General features: G+C 59.7%; 18 protein-coding genes. 13 read left to right on the top strand and 5 right to left on the bottom strand.

The features are described from left to right. Positions 1–121: 121 nt before the first annotated feature. Positions 122–1,756 carry a glutamate synthase-related protein gene (locus DFT_RS19330; protein WP_054032900.1) on the bottom strand — a complete coding sequence of 545 codons (1,635 nt, stop codon included), beginning with the start codon at positions 1,754–1,756 and terminating at the stop codon, positions 122–124. Further along, entirely contained in the window at positions 1,720–2,850 is a 1,131-nt protein-coding gene (locus DFT_RS19325) for a class II glutamine amidotransferase domain-containing protein (RefSeq protein WP_054032899.1), read from the bottom strand. Before DFT_RS19325 ends, DFT_RS19330 begins: the two co-directional genes overlap by 37 nt. A 337-nt stretch (positions 2,851–3,187) precedes the next feature. Here DFT_RS19325 and glnE point away from each other — a divergent pair, with 337 nt between their 5' ends. The 12 genes from glnE to uxx1 all read left to right on the top strand — a co-directional run bounded on the left by glnE (position 3,188) and on the right by uxx1 (position 20,867). Further along, positions 3,188–6,151, top strand: a complete 2,964-nt coding sequence (gene glnE, locus DFT_RS19320; RefSeq protein WP_054032898.1) for a bifunctional [glutamate--ammonia ligase]-adenylyl-L-tyrosine phosphorylase/[glutamate--ammonia-ligase] adenylyltransferase — start codon at positions 3,188–3,190, stop codon at positions 6,149–6,151. Positions 6,152–6,595: 444 nt separating this feature from the next. Then, positions 6,596–6,934: a P-II family nitrogen regulator gene (locus DFT_RS19315; protein WP_054032897.1), complete on the top strand. Its 339-nt coding sequence runs from the start codon at positions 6,596–6,598 to the stop codon at positions 6,932–6,934. Between the two features lie 102 nt (positions 6,935–7,036). Next, a complete protein-coding gene (locus DFT_RS19310) occupies positions 7,037–8,440 on the top strand; it encodes an ammonium transporter (RefSeq protein WP_439950915.1) in 1,404 nt (467 codons plus the stop codon). Between the two features lie 361 nt (positions 8,441–8,801). Further along, positions 8,802–11,441: a [protein-PII] uridylyltransferase gene (gene glnD / locus DFT_RS19305; RefSeq protein WP_161807209.1), complete on the top strand. Its 2,640-nt coding sequence runs from the start codon at positions 8,802–8,804 to the stop codon at positions 11,439–11,441. Between the two features lie 60 nt (positions 11,442–11,501). Beyond that, entirely contained in the window at positions 11,502–12,794 is a 1,293-nt protein-coding gene (locus DFT_RS19300; protein WP_054032896.1) for an ammonium transporter, read from the top strand. Between the two features lie 42 nt (positions 12,795–12,836). Continuing rightward, positions 12,837–13,175: a P-II family nitrogen regulator gene (locus DFT_RS19295; protein WP_054032895.1), complete on the top strand. Its 339-nt coding sequence runs from the start codon at positions 12,837–12,839 to the stop codon at positions 13,173–13,175. A 134-nt stretch (positions 13,176–13,309) separates the two neighbouring features. Next, complete coding sequence (gene glnA / locus DFT_RS19290) at positions 13,310–14,722, top strand: type I glutamate--ammonia ligase (protein WP_054032894.1); 1,413 nt, start codon at positions 13,310–13,312, stop codon at positions 14,720–14,722. A 332-nt stretch (positions 14,723–15,054) separates the two neighbouring features. Continuing rightward, positions 15,055–17,043 (top strand): asparagine synthase (glutamine-hydrolyzing), encoded by a 1,989-nt coding sequence (gene asnB, locus DFT_RS19285; protein WP_054032893.1) that lies wholly within the window; start codon positions 15,055–15,057, stop codon positions 17,041–17,043. A gap of 56 nt (positions 17,044–17,099) precedes the next feature. Continuing rightward, entirely contained in the window at positions 17,100–18,386 is a 1,287-nt protein-coding gene (locus DFT_RS19280) for a lipopolysaccharide biosynthesis protein (RefSeq protein WP_054032892.1), read from the top strand. A 35-nt stretch (positions 18,387–18,421) separates the two neighbouring features. Then, positions 18,422–20,032, top strand: coding sequence for a class I adenylate-forming enzyme family protein (locus DFT_RS19275; protein WP_054032891.1), 1,611 nt, complete (start codon positions 18,422–18,424; stop codon positions 20,030–20,032). A gap of 35 nt (positions 20,033–20,067) precedes the next feature. Continuing rightward, positions 20,068–20,607, top strand: coding sequence for a DUF309 domain-containing protein (locus tag DFT_RS19270; protein ID WP_054032890.1), 540 nt, complete (start codon positions 20,068–20,070; stop codon positions 20,605–20,607). A gap of 53 nt (positions 20,608–20,660) precedes the next feature. Then, entirely contained in the window at positions 20,661–20,867 is a 207-nt protein-coding gene (uxx1, locus tag DFT_RS27045) for a UXX-star selenoprotein family 1 (protein ID WP_083453654.1), read from the top strand. Positions 20,868–20,872: 5 nt separating this feature from the next. Here uxx1 and DFT_RS19260 read toward each other — a convergent pair whose 3' ends face one another. Both DFT_RS19260 and surE read right to left on the bottom strand, forming a co-directional pair. After that, a complete protein-coding gene (locus DFT_RS19260) occupies positions 20,873–21,457 on the bottom strand; it encodes an NUDIX hydrolase (protein WP_076750794.1) in 585 nt (194 codons plus the stop codon). Positions 21,458–21,460: 3 nt separating this feature from the next. After that, positions 21,461–22,147: a 5'/3'-nucleotidase SurE gene (gene surE / locus DFT_RS19255; protein ID WP_054032889.1), complete on the bottom strand. Its 687-nt coding sequence runs from the start codon at positions 22,145–22,147 to the stop codon at positions 21,461–21,463. Positions 22,148–22,743: 596 nt separating this feature from the next. Here surE and DFT_RS19250 point away from each other — a divergent pair. Beyond that, a complete protein-coding gene (locus DFT_RS19250) occupies positions 22,744–23,268 on the top strand; it encodes a hypothetical protein (protein WP_054032888.1) in 525 nt (174 codons plus the stop codon). Here the strand turns inward: DFT_RS19250 and DFT_RS19245 are convergent. After that, the gene (locus tag DFT_RS19245; RefSeq protein WP_200907103.1) at positions 23,263–23,928 is read right to left on the bottom strand and encodes an MBL fold metallo-hydrolase; all 666 of its coding nucleotides are present in this window, start codon (positions 23,926–23,928) and stop codon (positions 23,263–23,265) included. The two genes, DFT_RS19250 and DFT_RS19245, sit on opposite strands and share 6 nt — an antisense overlap. Positions 23,929–24,255: the final 327 nt, after the last annotated feature.

Below are 24,255 nucleotides of genomic sequence, written 5' to 3'. Positions count from 1 at the left end.
TCTATTTTTGAATGACGCTTTGCTTCGCTTTAAACTTCAAACTTCCAACTTTAAACTTTTTCCCATTTTCTGACGCGTGCCCGCCAGTTGGGATTTCGATAAATGGCAGGCCCGATCCCGATTAAACGACATACTTGATCCCCAGCCGTTCGGCCGCATGATGGTCGCCGATGCCCAGGGCATCGGACATGCCTATGGGCAGGGTGGTCGAGCGGCCCAGGGGCGCCACGATCTTTTTCAGCTCCATGTCGAAGGCTAAAAAGGCATCCACCACCCGTTCGGCCACCATGTCCACATCCAGGCGGCGGTACAGTCTCGGGTCCTGGGAGGTGATGCCCTTGGGGCAGCGGCCGATGTTGCAAATGTTGCAGCGGTCGCTTTCCGATCCCAAACAGCCGGCCGCCGCCTGCATGATGTATTTGCCGATCTGAACACCGCTGGCGCCCAGCATGATCAGGGCCGCGGCGTTGGCCGCCAGGTTGCCGTTCTTGCCCACCCCACCGCCGGCGAACAGGGGAATCTCGTTCTGTTTGCCCAGCTTGGCTAGATTGAAGTAGGCGTCCCGGATGTTGGTGGCGATGGGGTGTCCCATGTGGTTCATGGAGACGTTGTAGGCCGCCCCCGTACCGCCGTCTTCACCGTCGATGGCCAGGCCGGCCGCATAGGGGTTGCGGGTCAGGTTGTTGAGCACTGCCATGGCCGTCGAGGTGCCCGATATCTTGGGATATACCGGCACGCGGAAGCCCCAGGTCATGTACATGGACTGGATCATCTTGGCCACAGCCTCTTCGATGGAGTATTTGGTCTGGTGGGTCGGCGGGCTGGGCAGACTGACTCCCACCGGCACGCCCCGGATGGCGGCGATCAATTTATTCACCTTGTGCCACATGAGCAGCCCGCCGTCGCCCGGTTTGGCGCCCTGGCCATATTTGATCTCGACGGCGCACGGGTCCTCCTGCATGTCGGGCAGGGCGTGGATGATTTCGTCCCACCCGAAGTAGCCGCTGGCGATCTGCAGGATCGTGTATTTCAGGAAGCGGCTGCGCAGCAGGCGGGGAGGACATCCGCCTTCGCCCGTGCACATGCGCACGGGCATGCCCAACTCTTCGTTGAGGTAGGCCACGCCGAGTTGAAGTCCTTCCCACATGTTGGGCGACAGGGCTCCGAAGGACATGCTGCCGATGATCAGCGGATAGATTTCGCGCACCGGGGGTATCCAACCGTTTTCCTTGTAGAACCGGATGTTGTCCTCGGGCGGCAGCATGCGCCCCAGCAGTGTGCGCAGCTCGAATTCGTGCCGGCCGGCGTCGAGGGCCGGATCGGTCAGCATGGAGATGCGGATGAATTTGATCTGATCCAGCAACCCGCCGGGCACGTTGCGCCGGCCGCCCCGGCTGCGCGGCTGGCCGCCCCGGTTGATGTGGAAACGCAGTTTGTCGGCCTCGTCCGAACGTATGGGAATGATGGCATCATTGGGGCACACCTGGTTGCACATGGCGCAGCCCACACAGGCGTAGGCCGGATCGGTCTTCTGGCGGATGCCGTGATAGACCTTGTATACGTTGGTAGATGGCCGCTCCGGTTCCAGCGACGCCGTGAACTCGCGTTTGCGAAATACACCCAGTTCGATGGCGTTGACCGGGCACACGGCCGTGCAGCGGCCGCACAGCGTGCATTTGTCTTTGTCCCACAGAACCTGCCAGAGCAGGTCCTTGACGCTCAGCGTGGAAGGGGTAATGGGTCGGTCTGGGAGCATATGGCGATCTCCTGGCGATCCGGACCGACGATGGTCGTGTCCAGATGCATGGGTTGGAAGTCCTTGCTTTTGTCTCGGTCCGGGATGGCGGCATCCAGGCCGCAGATTTCAGATGAAAAGGCCCAGCAGCCGGGTTTTCCGCCTACCACACCGGGGCGAAGCTTCTTGCGGTCCTGGACCATGAAGAGCGAATGGTCGGGCAGACAGCCGATGACGCAGTTGGGGCCGTCGATGGTCAACTGGCGGCAGCTGTGTTTGAGCTGCTTTAGGAACGCGCCGCTGGGATGCTTTTCCAGGGCTTCGTTCTGCAACGGGGTGATGATGTGCTTGTAGGTCTCCAACCCCAGCCCCAGGTGGTGGATCGTGTAGTGCAGGATGTGGGTGAAGACCTCGGAGTCCGACTGATAGCCGGTGTAGCCGAGGACCTGTCGCGACAGGAGATACTCCCGGATGGGCACGAAAGCCGTGTTTTCGCCGTTGGTCATCGTGGCATACCCCTGGATGAAAAACGGATGGCAGGCGTACAGGTTGATGGCGTAGTTGGTGTTCTGGCGCCCCTGGGCCATGATCACGCGGGCATTGAGCTCCTGGCGGCCGAAATTCAAGTGCCGGGCCACCTGCATGGGATCGCCGATCTCCTTGATCATGATCACATCGGGCCAGAAGGAGAAGACGATCATATCCTGCTCCTCCTCGCCCATGGCCCGCAACTGGAGGCGGATGCTCACCAGGCGGTTGTCGACCTCCTGTTTGGGTAGCGCTTCCCACTCTTCAGGATATTCATAGGCTCGAATCAAGTAGACATCGCGCTTGGGTGTGCCGGGCAGTTTGACCTTGGGCACCTTGATCGAGATTTTGTATTTGGTCATGAAACCCAGATCCATCATGTAGCGGTCCAGGCGTTTGATGCCGGCATCGGTGAAGATCCCCGACAGGATCGGGGCGTCTTTCATCTCCTCGAAGGGACCGGCCAGGTCCCGTAAAAAGAGGCCGACCCCCGAGCCGTCATGCCCTTCGCGCATCACATCCATGGCCTCCATGGCGATCATGGGCGACAATGGGGTCTTGCTGGTGATGGCAAATAAACGACACATGGTCTACCTTTCCTTCCTGGTCGCATAACAACATTTATGTAATTTTTTGGACTGAAAAACGACAAAAATGTCTTGTTTTTTGCTGTGAACGGCCTCGACGGTGCCCTTTTTTACCGGCTTTCAGGGCGTCTGGCCCTAGCTTCCAAGTCGACCGAATCGTGAAATAATTCGCTGCTGGTCCGATCTCTTGGCCTGTCTTCTGTTTTCTGATATCAAAGATAGCAATCGTCTGCACGCACGGGCAGTTTATTCATAAAACATGCCATTGATGACGACACCGTCCGGCAACGACCTTTGACAGAGCTATCACCCACAGAATACGTCAAAAAGGACCTCCATGTTTCTCCTGCCGTCTGAACTGAAGGCCGACACCGCATCGAGATGGAACGCCGTATTGGAAGCCATGACACGAGATGGGATCGATCCGTCCGTTTGGGCGGAAACGAACAGGGTCGTCGCGGAGGCGCTGACTTTTTCTGATTTTATCACCAAACAGCTCATACGCAACCCTCTATTGTTGCCCGACTTGGTTTCCAGCGGCGATCTGCATGCCGTTTACGGTCCCCATGGCATGCAGGCACGTCTGGAACGCATGTGGCAACAGCGTTTTTCGCAGCCGCTTGCACTGTCCGACGCGGGTGAGGTCCTGCCGGTGGCATCGCCGGCCGTCTCCAGGGATGCGCTCATGCAGTTTCTGCGCGGTTTCCGTCGGCGCGAGATGGTGCGCATCGCTTTGCGTGATATCTGCGGCTGGTCCGAGCTGGAGGAGACCATGGCCGACCTTTCGACATTGGCCGACGCCACCGTGGGTGCTGCCCTGGCGGCTCTGTATCGCCATGAGTGTGCGCATTGGGGAGCGCCCTGTGACCAGGACGGACGGCCCGTTCAACTGGTGGTGATCGGTCTGGGCAAGCTGGGGGCCAACGAACTGAATTTTTCGTCTGATGTGGACCTGATGTTCGCCTACGCTTCGGAGGGGCGGACCGCAGGGGGCGATAAGGGCAGCGACACCCACGAAGCGTTTTTTACCCGTCTGTGCCGGGCGCTGATCCAGGCCATCGGCGCCGCCACCGCAGACGGCTTCGTTTTCCGGGTGGACACCCGTTTGCGGCCCTATGGTGAGTCGGGACCGTTGGCCATGACCTTCGATCGCCTGGAGGATTATTATCAGGGGCAAGGGCGTGAGTGGGAGCGGTACGCGATGATCAAGGCGCGCGTGGTGGCCGGCGATCAGGCCGCCGGCCGGCGCCTGCTCGAACGACTCAAGCCTTTTGTCTTCCGGCGTTACCTGGACTACGGGGCCTTCGACAGTCTGCGCGACATGAAGGGGCGCATCGCCATGGAGGTGCGAAGCAAGGGGCTCCAGGACAACATCAAGCTGGGACCGGGCGGAATCCGGGAGATCGAATTCTTCGGCCAGATGTTTCAGTTGATTCGCGGGGGTGTCGAGTTGCCCCTGCAGATTCGTCCGATCCGAAAGGTGCTGACCGTTCTGGTTGGCAAACAGTATATCCCCGAATCGGTTGCAGAGGTGATGGACAGTGCCTACCTGTTTCTGCGCAAGGTGGAAAATCGGCTGCAGCAGTGGGCCGATCAGCAGGTGCATGCCCTTCCGACTGATAACGCGGGAAAAGTGCGCCTGGCGGCCGCCATGGGATTTGCGGATTGGGAGGCGTTCAAGTCGGCGCTCGACCGCCATCGCCATCGGGTTCACGCCCATTTCAACGAATTGCTGGCATCCAACGGCGCGGAGCATGCCGCCGCAGACCCTGGGAGAGAAGACCTGGCAAAATTGTCCGCCCTGTGGCAGGGGGTGGGCGATGAATCTCAAGGGGTCGAACTGCTTGTCCGGCTGGGATACCAAGACCCCAAGGCGGCGCTCCGGCATCTCCAGGACTTGAAGCAGGATCGCGTGCTTCAGACGCTGAGCCGGGTGGGGCAAGAACGGCTGAATCGGCTGCTGCCCATGGTGCTTCAGGCGGTGGGGCAGGCCGAACAACCCGACCTGGTGCTGGGTCGGGTGCTGGAACTGATTCGGAGCATTCAACGCCGCACTTCCTATTTGGCCCTGCTCAATGAAAACCCCTTGGCCATCACCCATCTGGTCGATCTGGCCGGTGCCAGCCCCTGGATCGCTTCGTTTCTCGGGCGCCATCCGGTTTTACTCGACGAACTGCTCGACGCCAGGACCCTTTACCGGCCCCCGCGCCGGGCCGAACTCGAGCAGGAACTGCGGCAGCGGCTGGCCGGTGTGGATGCCGAGGACCTGGAATACCAGATGGAGGTGCTGCGCGTCTTCAAGCAGGTCAACGTGCTGCGCGTGGCTGCCTCGGACATCATGCATGTGCTGCCCTTGATGAAGGTGAGCGATCATCTGTCGGACATCGCCGAGGTGGTGGTCGACCAAGTGGTGCATCTGTGCTTCGAGCGGCTGAAGGCCAGGTATGGGCAACCGGTCTGCCATATCGAACAGGGCCGTTGCGAACGTGGCTTCGCGGTGGTCGCTTACGGGAAGCTGGGCGGCCTGGAGCTTGGTTATGGGTCGGATCTGGACCTGGTCTTTCTTCATGCCGCCGAGCCGGGCGAAACCCAGGGCAAGGAACGAACGCTGGACAATGCACAGTTCTTCACCCGGCTGGGTCAGCGCGTGCTGCACATGTTCACCACCCACACCGGCGCGGGGACGTTGTACGATGCCGACATGCGTTTGCGGCCCAGCGGCGATTCAGGCATGCTGGTCAGTCATATCAACGGGTTTGCCGCCTACCAGAGTGACGATGCCTGGACCTGGGAGCACCAGGCGCTCATCCGCGCCCGCTTCATTTCCGGCGATCAGGCCCTGCGGGAGCACTTCGAGGTCATCCGTCGGGATATCCTGACGCGACCCAGGGACCCGGAACAACTCAGGCACGAGGTGTCCGATATGCGGGCGCGTCTGCGCCGCGAGCAGCGTGACTGGAAACCCACCGAGTTCGATATCAAACAGGACCCGGGGGGCATCATCGATATCGAGTTTCTGGTGCAGTATCTCATATTGGCCAACGCCCACCGCCACCCCGAGATCATCCGCTGGACAGATAACGTGCGGTTGCTCCAGGCGCTCAACGAGGCGGGCATTCTGGACGGCGAGACGGCCTTTCGATTGCGTCGCGCCTACCTTATATACAGGGCCACGGCCCACCGGCTCAATCTGCGGCAGCAATCGGCCAGGGTCGGCCGGGATCGGTTCGAGCGGTCGCGCCGTTTCATTATCGGGGTCTGGAACCGCTTTCTCTCTCCTCCGGAAATCACCTTTTCCTAAGTAGTGTCCGTCCGCAAATAGGCAAATTGGGTCGAGATCAAGGCGCACGAAAAATTTAACCGCAGGCATATTAGGTGATATTCCGAGGATTAAATTTTTTGCGCAACGCAGATATCGGGCAAATTGGACATTTGTGGATGGACACTAAGTAAGCCACCCCCTTTTGAGTATTTCCTAAGGATATGTCGGGGGCGGGATCGCCTCCGTCGGCGGAGCGTCATGCCGCGAGAGGATGGCGCCGCACAAATTACAAATTTGTATTAAAATAGTATTAAGCAAACAAAATTGTTATATAGAATTATAAATATAGATTTACTGAAAGATATTAAATATATTAAAATAACAAATACTTATTTTATCAACGGCCCTCTGGCATGCCCCTTGCTCAATACGTTGACAACGAGCTCGAATGGTAAACATCCAATCACGTTGAGGAGTATGCAGATGAAAAAAATCGAAGCAGTCATCAAGCCGTTTCGCCTGGATGAGGTTAAAGACGCCCTGAACCGGCTGGGGGTCTCCGGTATGACCATCAGCGAAGTCAAGGGGTTCGGACGCCAGCGGGGCCATAAAGAGGTCTATCGCGGCACCGAATACCAGGTCGACTTCGTACCCAAAGTGAAAATCGAAATCGTCGTCGCAGCGGAGATGGTCGACAAGGTCGTCGCGACGATCGCCGAAAACGCCAACACCCAGAAGGTGGGCGACGGTAAGATTTTCGTCCTGCCGCTGGAGCAGGCGGTGCGGATCAGAACCGGGGAATCGGGCAAGGATGCAATTTGACCCTATTTAATGACCATCCAGAGATCTGCTCTGTTGAATCGGCAATAATTCAAAGGATGCCATTTTATTCGAAATGTGGACATATCGAAAGGAGCGGGAAAGATGAAATCAATGCGAATCATAGGACTGGGGTTGATCTTTTTGCTTGGCGGTCTGGCCGGCGCCTGGGCTGACGAGCCCACGCCGATGAGCAACAAGGAGGCTATCGATCTGGTGCAGACCCATGCCAACTACATGTGGACCCTTGTAGCGGCGTGTCTGGTGTTTTTCATGCAGGCCGGTTTCGCCATGGTCGAAACGGGGTTTACCCGGGCCAAGAACGCCATCAACATCATGATGAAGAACCTCATGGACTTCTCAATGGGCAGCATCGCTTTCTGGGCCGTCGGTTTCGGCCTGATGTTCGGCGCCACCAAAACCGGATGGTTCGGCACATCGGGGTTCTTTTTCAGTGATTTTTCACCGGATGGCGATCCGTGGGTCCTGGCCTTCTGGATGTTCCAGGTGGTTTTCGCGGCCACGGCCGCCACGATCGTCTCCGGCGCCATGGCCGAAAGGACCAAATTTGTCGGCTACCTGGTCTACAGCGCCATCGTCAGTGCCGTGATCTATCCCATCTTCGGCAGTTGGGCCTGGGGCGGTCTGTTCAATGGCGGCGGCTGGCTGGAAGGTTTGGGTTTCATCGATTTCGCCGGGTCGACGGTGGTGCACTCCGTGGGTGGCTGGGCGGCCCTGGCCGGCGCCCTCGTTCTGGGACCCCGTATGGGCAAGTACGGAAAAGACGGATCGATCAAGCCGATCATGGGGCACAGCATGACCCTGGCGGCTCTCGGCGTCTTCATCCTCTGGCTGGGCTGGTTCGGTTTCAACCCCGGCTCCACCACAACGGCGGACAAGAGCATTGCCATGATCTTCGTCAACACCAACCTGGCTGCTGCCGCCGGCTGTATCATGGCCATGTTTACCTCGTGGATCAAGTTCGGCAAACCGGAAGTGGGCATGAGTCTGAACGGCGCCCTGGCCGGATTGGTGGGTATCACGGCTGGATGTGCCAACGTATCGCCCGGCAGTTCGATCATCATCGGCGCCGTGGCCGGTGTCCTGGTGGTGCTCTCTGTGGTCTTCTTCGATCGTATCCGGGTGGATGATCCGGTGGGCGCGGTTTCGGTGCACGGTGTCTGCGGGGCCTGGGGCACGCTGGCCGCCGGCCTGTTCAACATGGGCGGCACGAGCATGGCCATCATCGGCGTGCAGTTGCTGGGTATGGCCGCCTGCTTCGTGTGGACCTTTACGTTGGCTTTCACCATGTTCAAGTTGATCGACAAAATTGTGGGGTTGCGTGTCTCCCCGGAAGAGGAGCTGGAGGGATTGGATTTGACCGAGCATGGCGGCGTGGCCTATCCTGACTTCGGCGTGGCCTCCACCCATGGCGGTATCGCCCCGTTGGGCGGTGGACCGATGACCCCCGGCGCCGTGCGGGTCGGGATTCCGGTCAACCAGGAGTAGATGGCCGGGCGGTGGCATGACCCTGACCGTTCGGATTCATGTGTGACCCATTTTCAAGGCCGGAAGGTGGCGCGGGCCCCCTCCGGCCGATTTTTTTGCCGGAAGGCCATGGGGTACCGATCGCGGGTCGGGACCCCGGGTGGAATTTGTGACAAGATTGTATTTATTATGGAATAACATCGTACAAAAATGTAAGTACCAATATGAAATAAAAAAATCGTTCTATTTTATAATCTATTTGTATATATTGGTAAAAATTCACCTTTAAATGTCTGGCACACCTGTTGCGTTTAACTCATATCTAAAGCGCCGCTGGTTGAGGTCTGGGCATGCCGCCCGACAGCCGGCCCAAAGGAACCCCATGGCAACGATACCGTTACCCGATACGAAAGCAGTCAATGAACCGACCCGGGCATTTCAAGCGCGCCGCGCGCAATTGCTCGAGACCGTGAAAACCGTCGATGCCCGGGAGTTTCTCGAATCCCTTGCCGCGGCGGTGGACGAGTACTTTCGATCCAGTTTTGCCCAGAGTGCCGTGGGGCCCCAAATGGGCATCATGACCAACCCATACGCATTGATCGCCCTGGGTGGGTACGGTCGCGGCGAACAATGCGTCTATTCGGATATCGACCTGCTTTTTCTCTTCGAGAACAAGGTGCCGGCCGAGGCTGAGGCCCTGGTGCAGGAGATCATCTATCCGCTCTGGGACATGGGCCTCGAGGTGGGGCATGCCACCCGGTCGATCAAAGAGTGCATCCAGCTGGCGCGCCAGGATCTCGAGGTGCTGACCGCGCTGCTGGACGGCCGTTTCATCTGCGGCATGTCCCCGCTGTTTCACCGCTTGATGGAACGACTGCGCCACAAGTTGATCAGCGTCAACCCGTCCAAGCTGATTACCGCGCTGGTGGAATCCAACCAGCGGCGCCACGAGCGTTTCGGCGACAGCGCCTATCTGCTTGAGCCCAATCTCAAGGAGGGACAGGGCGGTCTGCGCGACTACCACACCATGCTCTGGGTGGCCCGCATTCAGTCGGATGCGAAGTCGTCCCGGGACCTGGAGTATTACGGATACCTCTCCAACGACGAATATACCGAGCTGCAGCGCTCGCTCTCCTTCGTCTGGTCGGTGCGCAACCAGCTTCACCTGTTCATGGGGCGCAAGCTCGACCAACTTCACCTGGAGCACCAGACCCGGCTGGCCGAGGTGATGAATGTGGCCCCGGTGAACGGTCACCTGCCGGTGGAGATGTTGATGGGCGACCTTCACGGACACATGGAGTTCATCAAGCAGTGCTACCGGATGTTCATCTATGAGTTGGACCAGCGCAAGCGTCTCAAACGCAAGAACAAGGCCCTCAAGGACACGCTCGTTCCGGGTCTCAAATTCAACCGGGGGCTGCTCAACTTCGTGTCGCCCGAGGCAATTTTAAAAAATCCGCTGCTGTTGATCTACATTTTTGTCGAGAGCGCGGTGCACAAGGCCCCCTTGAGCGCTGAAGCCCGCCGTCTGATCAAGGAGTTCGGCCACATGGTCGATGAACCCGGGTTCCGGCATTCCCCTGAAGTGGTGGAGGCGTTCGAACGGGTGCTGGCCCGTCCCGTGTCCGGCTTCAATGTCCTTAACGATATGCTGGAAACCGGCTTTCTGGCGCACTTCATCCCCGAGTTCAAGGGGGTGACCAACCGGATTCAATTCGATCAATACCATCTCTATCCGGTGGCCCGTCACCTGCTGCTCAGCGTCCGCCACCTCAAACACATCGTCACGGCCAGGGGAGACGGATCGGGCGATCCCCTGGGACCCAAAATTTACCAGGAGATCCGGCACAAAAAAGCGTTGCTGTGGGCGACCCTGCTGCACGATATCGGCAAGGCCGAGGCAGCCGGCGGCCATTCAGAACGGGGCGCCGAGATGGCGGCCCGCATGCTCACTGAGCGGGGCATCGCGGAGAGCGACGTGGAAACCGCCGCGTTTCTGGTGCGCGAGCATCTCACTCTTTTTGAAACCGCCACCCGCAGGGATATCAACGACGAAGAGACGGCGCTCTATGTGGCGCGGCGTATCGTCAAGCCCGAGCGGTTGAAAATGCTCTACCTGCTCAGCGTGGCCGATGCCATGGCCACCGGCCCCAAGGCCTGGAACGACTGGACTGCCTCGTTGATGCGATCGCTCTTTTTGAGAACCTTGAATGTCATGGAAAAGGGTGAGCTGGTCTCCAAAAAAGCGCTTCGCATCATCGCGGAGAAGAAGGAGCGCATTCTCGTCGCTTCCCGATCGGCCCAGGAGCGAGAGGACAACCTGCGGCTGATGGAGTTCATGTCGCCGCGCTACCTGCTGCACACCCCGTCGCAGGAGATTCCGCAGCATATCGAGCTGTTCGGCCGGCTCGGAGAGCATCCTTTCGTGTGGCGAATCGACAAATCGGCCGACGGCAAGACGCGCACTATCACCCTGTGCGCCAAGGACCGGCCCGGCTTGCTGTCGCGTGTGGCCGGCGTGTTGACCCTGAACAGTATCAATATTCTGGATTTCCGGATCTTTACCTGGCGCAACAACGTGGCCCTGGACATTTTCGATGTGCAGGCTCCGCCGGACCTGATTTTCGAGGACGAGCGCTGGCAGCGCGCCGAACGTCACCTGCTGGCGGCTTTGAACGACGAACTGGACCTCTCTTCCGAACTGGCCAGCAAGCAGGGCGGCTTTCGCACCCTTCAGGCCAAGGAGATGACCAAGAAGCGCCCCCAGAAAGTGATCATCGATAACGAAACCTCCAGTTTCTTTACCATTATCGAAGTGATCGCCTGGGATTTTCCAGGATTGCTCTACCGCATCACCGACGCGATCTTCAGGTGCCGGCTGGATATCTGGGTGGCCAAGATCGCCAACCAGGTGGATCAGGTGGTTGATGTTTTTTACGTCCGCAGTTTTGATGGCGAGAAGGTGGATTCTCCCGAAGAGGAATCCCATATCCGCGAGACCATCGGCGCGATCTTGCAATAGCGCCGGCGAACATTGTGCAAACCGAACGACTCAGGCGAGGATTGAAGGAGGAGTAGGCTCATGTTTTCAAAATTGCTGCAGTTTTTCGTTCCCTTGACGCTTTTCACGGCGGCGCCCGCATTTGCATCCGACGCGTTGGACACCGGCAACACGGCCTGGATGATCGTCTCCACGGCACTGGTGATGATGATGACCCCAGCCGGTCTGGCCCTGTTTTACGGCGGGATGTCCCGCTATAAAAATCTGCTCAACACCTATGCCATGACCTTTGCGGCATACTGCCTGGCCAGTGTGGTGTGGGTGGTGTGGGGATACAGCCTGGCCTTCGGCCCCGACAAGGCCGGGATGGTCGGCGGATGGGATTATTTTCTGCTCTCCGGCATCGGCGTCGACTCTCTGTCCGGATCGATTCCCCAATATGTCTTCATCGTGTTCCAGATGACCTTCGCCGGCATCACCCTGGCCCTGGTCATCGGCTCCATCGTGGACCGCCTGCGATTTTCCGCCTGGATCGTCTTCTCCGTGTTATGGGTCACCCTGGTCTACTGCCCGGTGGCCCACTGGGCCTGGGGCGGCGGCTGGATGGCCAAAATGGGGGCTCTCGATTTCGCCGGCGGCACGGTGGTGCACATCAACGCCGGTGTGGCCGGACTGGTGCTGGCCCTGGTCCTGGGCAAGCGCATCGGTTACGGCAAAGAGGCCATGTTTCCCTCCAGCGTGACCCTCACCGCACTGGGCGCGGCGCTGCTATGGTTCGGCTGGTTCGGATTCAACGCCGGCAGCCAACTGGCGGCCGACGGTCTGGCCGGTTCGGCTTTCCTGGTTACCAATACGTCCGCGGCCGTGGGGGCCCTGGCCTGGATGCTCGCCGAGTGGTCCATGGAGAAGAAACCGACCCTGCTGGGTATGGCCTCGGGGGCCGTGGCCGGATTGGTGGGCATCACCCCGGCGGCGGGTTTCGTAGGTCTGGGCGCGGCCTTGATCATCGGCATCGGGGCCGGTGTGCTGGGGTTCGTGTTCGTCGCCAAACTCAAGCGTCGGTTCGGTTATGACGATTCGCTGGATGCCTTCGGCGTGCACGGCATATGCGGCATCTGGGGTGCGCTGGCCACCGGCATCTTCGCCAACCCGTCGGTCAACACCCTGGGAACTGGATTGATCTACGGCAACCCCAGGCAGCTGTGGATCCAATTCCTTTCGATCATCGGCACGGCCGCCTATTCGGCCGTGGCCACCTTGATCGTGATCGGTCTGACGCGGCTGGTCACAGGCCCCTTGAGGATCGACCCCGAAAGTGAGATTGTGGGTCTGGATGGCGCATTTCACGGTGAGCGCGGTTTCGAGATTCAGTGACCGGCTGCGGCGCCGAACAACGGATTATCATAGGAGGAGTATATGAAAAAGATCGAAGCCATTATCAAACCGTTCAAACTGGATGACGTCAAGGAAGCGTTGAACGAGATCGGCATCCAGGGCATGACCATTTCGGAAGTCAAGGGTTACGGGCGCCAGAAGGGTCATAAGGAGATCTACCGCGGTGCGGAGTACGTGGTGGATTTCATCCCCAAGATCAAGTTGGAGATTGTGGTCGAATCCGGCTGGGTGGACAAGGTGGTCGAGACCATCAAGTCTTCGGCCCACACCGGCAAACTGGGCGACGGAAAAATCTTCGTCTTCCCGGTCGAGCAGGCGATCCGCGTGCGTACCGGCGAAACCGGCAACGACGCCCTGTAGGTCGGGCATCGAAGCAAAACCCGTGGATGCCGCCGCGGGGCCGATATCAGCGGCAATCAGAAGTGTTTCAGCGGCCGAGGAACGAACCGTTTTTAATTGGATAACGACTTGAATGTGATGTGAAAGGAGCAATCATGACACCCAAAGACGTACTTAAGATGGTCAAGGACACCGGCGCGAAGATGATCGATATGCGCTTTATGGATTTCCCCGGGTTGTGGCAGCATTTTTCGGTGCCGTCTTCGCAACTGGACGAAGGCAGCTTCGAAGAGGGCTTCGGCTTCGACGGTTCCAGTATTCGCGGCTGGCAGCCGATCAACGCCAGCGATATGCTGGTGATCCCGGTGCCGGAAACCGCCAAGATGGACCCTTTTTTCAAGGATCCGACCCTGGTGATGATCTGCAATATCGCCGATCCTATCACCCGTGAGCCTTACAGCCGTGATCCGCGCCACATCGCCGCCAAGGCCGAGGCGTATCTGAAGAGCAGCGGCATCGGAGACACCGCCTTCATCGGTCCGGAAGCCGAATTCTTCATCTTCGATGACATTCGTTTCGATTCGGGACGCAACCACGCCTTCTACGAAATAGATTCCATCGAGGGCGTCTGGAATACCGGCCGCGACGAGTGCCCCAACCTGGGCTACAAGCCGCGCCAGAAAGAGGGCTACTTCCCGGTGCCGCCTATGGACAAGTTCCAGGATCTGCGTGCCGAAATGGCCCTGACCCTGATCGATCTGGGCATCGACATCGAGGCCCAGCATCACGAGGTGGCCACCGCCGGCCAGTGCGAAATCGACATGCGCTTCAAGCCCCTGCTGCAGATGGCCGACCAGCTGCAGTGGTTCAAGTATGTGCTCAAGAACGTCGCCTATCGCAACGGCCACACGGTCACCTTCATGCCCAAGCCGCTCTTCGAGGACAACGGCACCGGCATGCACACCCACATCAGCATCTGGAGGGACGGAAACCCCCTGTTCGCCGGCGACAAGTATGCCGGGTTGAGCGAGATGGGCCTGCACGCGATCGGCGGCATCCTCAAACACGCCCGAGCGATCTGCGCTTTCAGCAATCCGACCACCAACTCCTACAAACGGCTCGTGCCCGGCTTCGAGGCACCGGTGAACCTGGCCTACTCCAGCCGCAACCGCAGCGCGGCCGTGCGCATCCCCATGTACTCTGCTTCGCCCAAGGCCAAACGCCTCGAGTTCCGCACCCCGGATCCCTCGTGCAACGGCTACCTGGCCTTCTCGGCCCTGCTGATGGCGGTGATCGACGGCATCGAGAACAAGATCGATCCGGGCGATCCGCTGGACAAGGACATCTACGGCCTGCCGCCCGAGGAACTGGCCTTGATTCCCAACGCCCCCGGCTCCCTGGAAGAGGCCCTGCAGTCCCTGGCCGAGGACAAGGAGTTCCTGACCAAGGGCGACGTCTTCACCGAGGACGCTCTGGACATGTGGGTCAAGTACAAGACCGAGAAAGAGGTCAACCCGGTCAAACTGCGGCCGCATCCCCACGAGTTCGCCCTCTACTTCGACATATAGTACCGCCGCCGATAGTTTCGGTGGGCACCTGTGCAATTCCTGGCCGGGTCCGGCTTCGTGCCGGCCCGGTCTTTCACTTCGGAGACCCCGAAACGCTTCGACGGCTCCGGTTGCCACTGCATTTCGGACTGAAAGTATTTCATCTCGGCAGGCGTGGGCGGGGTGTGTGGCATCGGCCGCCTGCCCCTCCCGCGCCGAGTTTAATGAATCGCATTCAGTTAGAGTCCCTGTTCTTCCCATTCCCATGTTGCGTTTGACTGGGAAAAATGGCACCTTACCCTGTAATTGTTACTCAAATGGGGGTTGTGATCGACATCGTCCAGAGGTGATTCATGTGTGGCATTGCCGGCATCGTCAATTTTAGCGCGCGCGAAGATCGGGTGCCCCTGCTCGATCGCATGCTGCGCGCCATGTCCCATCGGGGGCCCGACGCCACCGGGCTCTACCTGGCCGACGATATCGGCCTGGGGCATGCGCGCCTGAGCATCATCGACCTGAGCGGCGGGTACCAGCCGATTCATAACGAGGATCGAACCGTCTGGGTGATCTTCAACGGTGAGATCTTCAATTATCCCGAGCTGCGCGCCGAGCTGGTCAAAAAGGGGCACCAATTCTACACCCAGAGCGATACGGAAACCATCGTCCATCTCTACGAAGCATACGGCGCGGATCTTTTTACCCATCTCAACGGCCAGTTTGCCATCGCCCTGTGGGACCAGCGCCGACGAACCTTGCTGCTCGGCCGCGATCGCATGGGCATCCGGCCGCTGTTTTACCACCAGCAGGGCGACCGCCTGATATTCGCCTCGGAAATCAAGGCGTTGTTGGCCGATCCCCGCACCCCGCGCCGTCTCGACCCCCAGACCCTGTCGGACGTCTTCACCTGTTGGACCCCGGTGGATCCCCTCACCGCTTTCGACGAGGTGTATCAGTTGCCGCCGGGCCATCTGGCCCTGTTCGATGCCGACGGCCTGAACATCCGGCGCTACTGGCAGTTGCGCTTTGACGATGCCCATCCCGATGCGCGACCCGAGGCGGAGTGGGCCGAAGAGATGAGGGCGCTGCTGCTCGACGCGGCCCGCATCCGGCTGCGGGCCGATGTGCCCGTGGGCGCCTACCTGAGCGGCGGAATCGATTCCACCTACATCAGCACCCTGGTGCGCAACAACTTCAACAACACCCTCAACACCTTTTCCGTGCAGTTCGCCGACGCCCGCTTCGATGAATCGCGCTTTCAACAGACGGCCCTGTCGGCCATTCAGACCCGGCATCGTGCCATCCAGTGTTCGGATCGGGATATCGGCCAGCTGTTTCCCCAGGTGGTATGGCACGCCGAGGTGCCCATGATCCGCACCGCGCCGGCGCCGCTCATGATGCTCGCCGGGCTGGTGCGGCAGAGTGACTTCAAGGTGGTGCTCACCGGTGAAGGGGCCGACGAGATTTTCGGCGGCTACAACATCTTCAAGGAGGCCAAGATCCGCCGCTTCTGGGCGCGCCACCCGGATTCGGCCTGCCGGCCCCATTTGCTCCGCAAGCTCTATCCCTACATTTTCAATGCCGACACCGGCCAGCCCAACGCCTTTCTCTTCGGATTTTTCAAAAAGAATCTGACCGACGTGGCATCCCCGGTCTATTCCCACATGGTGCGCTGGCTCAACACCAGCCAGTTGAAAAGCTTTTTCATGCCCGGCCGGCTGCCCGAACAGTCAAAAGAGCTCTCCGCCTTCGTGGGGCGCATCACCGACCGCCTGCCCGAAGGTTTCGACCGCTGGTCGCCGCTATCCAAGGCCCAATACTTGGAAAGCACGTTGTTTCTGTCCAACTACCTGCTTTCTTCCCAGGGCGACCGCATGGCCATGGCCCATTCGGTGGAGGGCCGCTTTCCGTTTCTCGACCACCGCGTGGTCGAACTGGCCGCCCGGATGCCGGCCAAGCTGCGTCTCAACGGCTTGACCGAGAAGTACCTGCTCAAGCAGATCGCCCGGCAGCAGGTACCGGCCGAACTCATCGACCGGGCCAAGCAACCCTATCGCGCGCCCATCAGCCGGTGTTTCATGGGCGACGATCCGCCCGAGTACGTCACCGACCTGCTGTCGGAAAACGGCATCAAGACGGCCGGGTATTTCGATGCGCAAAAAGTCCAGCGCCTGACGGCCAAGTGCCGGCAGCAGGATGGGCGTCTGGCCAGCGAGCGGGAGAATATGGCACTGGTGGCCATCTTGTCGACCCAACTGCTCGATCATCACTTCATCCGCTATTTTCCGAACTACCCGGACGAAGCCCTGGCCCATACCGTGATCGAACGACAGGCCGGGATATGATGCGCGGCGGCGCTTTGCGGACCATCAGGCCGTAAGAAAGGCGGCTTCCGACACCGATGCCCCACTCGATCACCCGCGCGGTGCGCCAGGCCCTCTCCCACCTGGGGCATCTGGTTTTTCGTGAACCTGCTCCGGAGGCGGTTTTGGGGCATATAGAGCGATTCCTGCTCTTCGGCATCGGCATGGTGGCTGTCAAACTCGTCTCGGCGGGCGCCCAGGTTTTCGTGGGGAGGGTCCTGGGCCCGGCCGGTTACGGCCAGCTGACCGTGGTGCTGCTGCTTGCCGGCTATTTCGCCGTTCCCATCGTCGGCGGCTGGGGATTGGCCTTCACGCGCATCGCCGCCCAGGAAACCGAATTCAAGGCCCGTCTGGCCGCGCTCAATTCCCTGCTGATCGTTTCGCTCGTCGTGTGTGTTCTGGTGTGCGGTGTGTTGATCGCCCTGCGCCGCTGCCTGGTTATCTGGTTGAGCCTCGACCTGCGTCTCGTGCACTGGACCATCGCCACCACGTTGCTTTACGCCTGGTGGGTTCTGGCCCGACAGATCGCCCAGGCTTTCCAGGCGTGGCGAACCTACCTGGCCATCGAGATGATCCTATCCGTGAGTCTCCTGGTCGTTGTGCTTGCCCTGGTCTGGGGAGATCGCGCCGGCCTTTTCCCCGTGCTCATCGCGTTCTGGGCCGCCTATGCGCTGGCCGGCCTGGGTGCGGCCGGCTTCATGGCCAGGGCCGTCCGCCTGGGCGCGGTGCTGACCCACATCCAACCGATCTTGCGTCACGGCGGGTTCATGCTGCTCACCGGCCTGGTGACCCTGTCGACCTACAGCCTGGACCGCATCATCCTCCACATGCGCCTCGGTCCGGAGAGCGTGGGATTGTACCAGGCCCACTTCATGGCCACCTTCGGTATCGTCAGCGCCCTGCTGGCTATTGTGCTCACCTATCTTTTTCCCCTCTTTTGTCGGGATGACAGCGGCGGATGGCGGCGCAGCGTGGGGCGGCTCAGCCTGCTGCAATATCCGGTCACCATGGTCATCTCCGTCATCGTTGGTCGATTCGCCATGTGGTTGTATGGTTATCCGCTGTCGGGACCGTTGTTCGTTTGCCTGGTTCTGTTCAGTGCCGTTCAGTTTCATGTGCAGGTAAAGGCCTGGTATCTGTCGAGCAAGGGCGCCGGCGCGTCCCTGGTGGCCCTCGGCTCCCAATTGACCTTCCTGTCGCTCAACGCTATGATATTGCTTTTTCTGGTGAGCCGCCTGGGCATCTTGTCCGGCGGGGTCGCGCTGCTGGCCGCCGCCCTTGGATCGCTGCTCTACCTGGTGTGTTCGGAACGTTTCTATCGCTGAACGGTTTTGCTGTTCGCATGGGAAGGGAGATCTTCATGATTGATCGAAGCAAACGCTATCAACGCACGTTGGTGCCGCTGGAAAAGCTGGACGTCCTGGCGGGCCGGCGCATCGAATTCGACGGTATCGCCGAAATGGTGGCGGTGCGCGCCGCCGAATCGCCCGATATTCCGATGGTGTACTTCTATGACGAGATGGTGACTTACGCCCAGGTCAACCGGCGGGCCAACCGGGTGGCTAACTTCCTCAAGGACAAAGGGGTCGGCCAGGGCGACATCGTCTCCACCATGGTGCTCAACTCGCCGGAGATCTACTACACCATGTTCGGCACCCAGAAATTGGGGGCCGTGGCCGGCGCCATCAACTACATGCTCAAGGGTCCGGAGATCGCCTATGTGCTCGACGACTCCAGGCCCAAGGTCGCTTTCGTGGGCAGCGACTTCATGGACGAATTCGCAAGGGGCGTCGAGATGGCCGCGCATCGGCCGGTCGTCGTCGAGGTGGTGACCGAGATTGTCCACCAGGCCGATATCGCCGCATGCACCCTGGCCCAGGTCCTGGCAAAACACCCGGCCGACGAATGCCTGGTCCCCACCGGGCCGGACCATCCGGTCATGCTGCTCTACTCGTCGGGCACCACCGGCATGCCCAAGGGTATCCTGCTCTCCAACCGCAACGAGCTGTCCATTTGCAAAGGCAAGGCCGTCCTGGGCGTGAGCCGGCCCGGGGACGTGATGATGATCATCCTGCCTATGTTTCACACCAATCCCCTGTGCGTGTGGAGCTATCCCACGATCTACATAGGATCGTCGTTGTGTATCCGCAAGAGCTTTTCGCCCAGCGACTTCTGGCCGTCGATCCTGCGCTACGGCATCACCACGGTGCAGGGGGTGCCGGCCATGTACGACTATATCTACCGGGCGGCGGACCCGGCCACCATCGATTACGACCGGCTGAAGCTTCGTCTGGCCTACTCCGGGGCCGCCCCCATGCCCGTCAACCTGGTCCAGGCCTTCAAGGAGAAGTTCAGTGTGGAGGTCATCGACGGTTACGGCCTGACCGAGGCGTGCGGCGTCTCGTCCACCAGCACCAGCCTGCCGCCCAAACCCGGCACCATCGGCACCCCCTTCCCAGGCCTGGAGATCGAGATCATGGACGCCGAAAACCGTATCCTGCCTTACGGCGAAAAGGGCGAGATCTGCGTGCGCGGCGATGCGATCATGCTCGGCTACCTGAACAAACCCGAAGCCACGGCCGAAAGCCTGAAAGAGGGCTGGCTGCATACCGGCGACATGGGATACATGGACGAGGAAGGCTATCTCTTCATCTCGGGCCGCATCAAGGAGATGATCAACCGCGGCGGTGAAAACATCTATCCGAGGGAGATCGAGATCCCCTTGGAACATCATCCTAAGGTGGCCGAAGTGGCCGTGGTCGGCATGCCCGACCCGGCCCTGGGCGAACGGGTGCGGGCCTGCATCATCCTCAAGGAGCCCGGCAGCATGAGCGCCGACGATGTACGCGCCTATCTCAAGGACAAGCTGGCCAAATACAAAATTCCAGAAAGGGTGGATTTCATGGACGCCTTTCCGAGAAATCCCACCGGCAAGATTTTAAAGCATCAGCTCAAGAGCATGGGGCTGTGATCCTCCCTTGCAAGGTCACATGAAGGAGTACTCAGATGGATTTTGATCCGTTCGGCGACCGTCTCGCGAGGGATCTGCGCAACTACCTCTCCACGGCTTTCGTCGCCCAGTTGACCGGGGAAACCCCGGACGCCCTCTCCTTGGAGGTCGGCCGATGGCAGGCCCAGGATCTGGCGCCGGTCTATGACAACTATCTAAAAGAGCGTCAGGCGGCTTACCTCAAGATGCTCGACGACATCGACAAGAGCGGGTACACCGACCCCAGACACCAGGCGGTCCTCCTGTGGAACGCCGGCCTGCTGTTCGAACTGCACGAACTGCTGGAGACCATCTGGCCAAAGGCCAGGGAGCCCGAACACACCGCCCTGAAGGGATGGATCCAGGCCGCCGGGGCCTTTGTCCATTACTTTCGCGGCAAACCCGATGCGGCCCGCGGCCTGGCGGAAAAAGCCCGGCAGAACCTTCAGGCCGGCGCCGAGGCATTGGGCTACCTCATCAACCTGGATGAATTGATTCAGGACCTGCAAGATCTGCCCGACGTGCCGACCCGGTTAAAGCTTGACGTGTCGAGATGAAGCGACTCAGCTTAAGCAATGCGAAAACCAAATCCAACATCAGGAGGTGCATCATGGCGGGAAAGGTCGTCATTTACGGAAAGGCCGGGTGACCCTACACGTCTCAAGCCCGTGAGGCGTTCAAGGATCACGACTATGTCGATGTGAAGCTGGATACCGGCAAGATGGAAGAGATGCTCAAGCTCTCCAAGGGGCAACGCAAGGTGCCGGTCATCGTGCAGGACGGGGATGTGACCGTCGGTTTCGGCGGCCGTTCCTGAGGGGTTTAGCGCCGACCCGGTGGGTCGGTATCGTATTTGGCGTAGGAAGCGTCGTGGGAACTGCGATGGATTTGCCGGTTGCGGAAAGGGAAACGGCCTTCGGCACGGTCCTGGAAGTAGCAACGCAGCGTCTTTTCGATGGCGCGGAAAGCGACGGCATCCCAGGGCACGTCCTTTTCGGCGAACAGGGCCACCTCCGAGCTTTCGTGGGTAGGATGGAAATTGGGGGATTCCAATTGCCCCAGAAACATCAAGTAGATCTGACAGATGTGAACGATATCGAGGAGCAGATAGGTGTGCAGTGAATTGACCACGGCCCCGGACTCCTCCAGCGTTTCACGAATGGCGCCCTCTTTTACCGTTTCGCCGTTTTCCAGGTAGCCGGCCGGCAATGTCCACAATCCCTTCTGCGGTTCGATGTTCCGCCGGCAAAGCAGGATCTTGTCCTCCCATAGGGGGATGCAGCCCACCACGACCTTGGGATTTTCATAATGAACGCGGCCGCAGGCACTGCAGCGGTATCTTGGCCGGTCGTCCCCTTCGGGGATTTGGAGCACCAGTGGGGCGCCGCAGTAGGGGCAGAAATTCATCGGTCATATCTCCATGCGTGTGATCGAAATCCGGCCGCCGAAACAGATATCCACGTCGCTGCCCGGTGTTCGCGGCCGGTCGTGGATGATGCCTTCGTAGTGGTAGGCGTCGCCCTCCTGGCGGTAACGGTACTTGTGCGGGTTTTTATCCAGCGGGCCGAATCCGTGTGCGACCGTGGAATCCATGGTGATGGGGCTGGGCAGGTTTATGTTCCAGAATTGGCCCTGCCTGAGGGCCTCACCCATGACCATGGGCAGGATCTCGGCCAGTTGTCGGGCTGCCGCCGGCCAGTCCACGGTCCAGCCGGGCGCGATGTACTGGGAGATGGCGATGGCTCTGACGCCCAGAATGGCGGCTTCGCGGACTGCGGCGATGGTGCCGGACTGGTAGACGTCCGAGCCCAGGTTGGCCCCGGGATTGATGCCGGCCAGGACCCAGTCTGCATCCGGTACCAGCGCCTTCAGGGCCAGCCGGGTGCAATCGGCCGGCGCCCCGTGAACCACGTAATGCCCCTCCCGCCGGCCCCGCGTCACCCGGATCGGCGTTTTCATGTTGACCTGGTGGCCCAGCCCGGATTGGGGGGCGGAAGGCGCCACGACCATCGGCCGGCCCATGGGCCGGATCACGTCGCTCAGGGTTTCCAGCCCCGGTTCGCCGTAGCCGTCGTCATTGGTTAGAACGATTCGCAATGTCACTCCGTTCCCGGGTTGATCAAAAAAAGGAAACGGCGATGGAACGCCGCATCTACTAAAATTCTTTATAAAACATGACGTCCCATGAATGCAACCAGGGTGCAGACGATTCAGGGATTCTATCTGAATGCTGTTCTTTGAACCCAGCGTGTGTGGAACAGCTGGCCGATGCCACACGCCAAGCGGTCAAGAGCCAGTAAAATGCACGGCGGGCGGCCCAGAAACTCGCTGCGCTCAAACAGTCTGGGCCGCTTGTCCGCCGTTTGCATTTAACTGGCTCTAAGACCGCAGGCTCACGTGGCCCTGGCCACCTGCCCCACACACGCCTGCCATCTCCGTTGCCATGCGATTTTTTTATTAAAAAAATTTTGTAAGGCGCGCCTTTCAAGGTCAATCTCATTCAGTTAGAATTCCTCCAGACGATTCAGGGATTCTGACAGATGTTCAAAACGCGTGCCGGATCGGGTGGTGTTCTTTAAGCGTTTGTGATAACAGTTCAAAAGCTCGATTTGCGACCGACAGTCGCTGGTGAATTAAATACAATACTGTAAAAAAAATTTTTAAACGACAAAAATGGCATCGAGGGTGACGCTGTGGCCGAGATCAAAAGCACGTTGGATCTGGTAATGGAAAAGACCCGTAACCTGACCTTCAGCGCCGAAGAGAAGCGCGCTGCAAGGCTCGAGGAGGCTCAGAAGATCTTCAACGGCCTGTTGCAGAAGCATCTGGATCAGGAGTTGACGCTCGAAGCGTTGCAGGAGGGGCTGGCCGATGTCGCCCGCAAACATGATCTCGGCGATGCGGGTGTGCTTCGCCACGTGGTTCTCGATCGTCTGCACCTGGAAACGCTCCATGCGCCGCTGCTCGACGTGCTCGAACGGGTATTCGGCTGCAATATCGAGCCATTGAGGGTCCTGGCCAGGGATTATCAGGCCGAAATGACCCAGCGGGCGGATGACCGCCGCCGGGATCTCGCTGGATTTTTGAAGACGCAGCGGGAGGTTTGGGGATCTGCGGTCACCCCCAACCTGGAGAGCGACCCCAAGTGGCGGGACGAAGCCGCCACCATGCAGGAATTGTTCACCATGAAGCTGGAACAGGAGAAACAGCGGCTATAGATAGCTCAGGTAGGCGCTGTCAAGGCGCTGAAAATTGCGTTGGACCTCCTGCGCGCCGGAGATCGTGTCGCCGTGTCCGGGCAGGAAATGGTCCACCTCAAGACCCGCCATCCTCTGGATGCTGTGTTTCAACTGCCGGCCGTCGCCGCCCGGCAGATCCGTCCGTCCGACCCCTGCCTTGAACACCAGATCCCCGGTCACCAGGACTTTCCCGAGAGGCCAATAAAAACAGACCGAGCCGGGCGAATGACCGGGGGTGTGATAGACCATCAACTGGGTATCGCCGATGTTCAACTCGCCCTCCTGGAGCAGCAGGTCGGGCGTCAGGGCGTCGAGCGAGAAGCCGCCGGCTGCCTGGAGATGCGGTGCCATCTGGCGGACCAGTTCCCAGTCCGCCGCGTGCAGCCCGAACAGGGCGCCGGCCTCTTTGAACAGCTGCACGGCCTCGATGTGATCCGGATGGGCATGGGTGCACAGGACCACGTCGATATCGGCAACGGTCAGGCCCAGTTCCCGCAGTCCGCTCTCCACATGGTCGAAATAGGCGCTGTGGCCCGGATCGATGAGGATGCGCCTGGATCGGTCGATCAGATAGGTGTTGCAGTTGTTGACCGACATGGAGCGCCATATGAATGCGTGCAGTTGCTTGTCCAGTTGCAAGGGTGCCTCCTTGTCCGCGCCGGGAGTTGGATTTTCCCGGTGGTTTTTCAATGCCTATAGCGCATCTGCGTCCGGGCTGGCAAGGGGAGTGGGGTTGCCCGGCTTGACAAATACCGCCGAACCACTAGAGTTTTTCTAAAGACGACACGGCGCCTGAAAAGGGGCCGCCCTGAACACCGGCACCACGTTCCCCGTTCTGACTTCCGCTTTTTCCATCCAGGTCCCCCAGGCCGGTCCCGCGTGATTCTTTTTCAGGCGAAACGATGCGGCGTCGCGTCGCTGCCGTGCGTTGCAAGGCGTGACAGGCGCATGATGGTCCGACGATCA

Source organism: Desulfatitalea tepidiphila, assembly GCF_001293685.1.
In the GTDB taxonomy this organism is placed as follows: domain Bacteria; phylum Desulfobacterota; class Desulfobacteria; order Desulfobacterales; family Desulfosarcinaceae; genus Desulfatitalea; species Desulfatitalea tepidiphila.
This window is presented reverse-complemented; position numbering and strand designations above follow the sequence as displayed.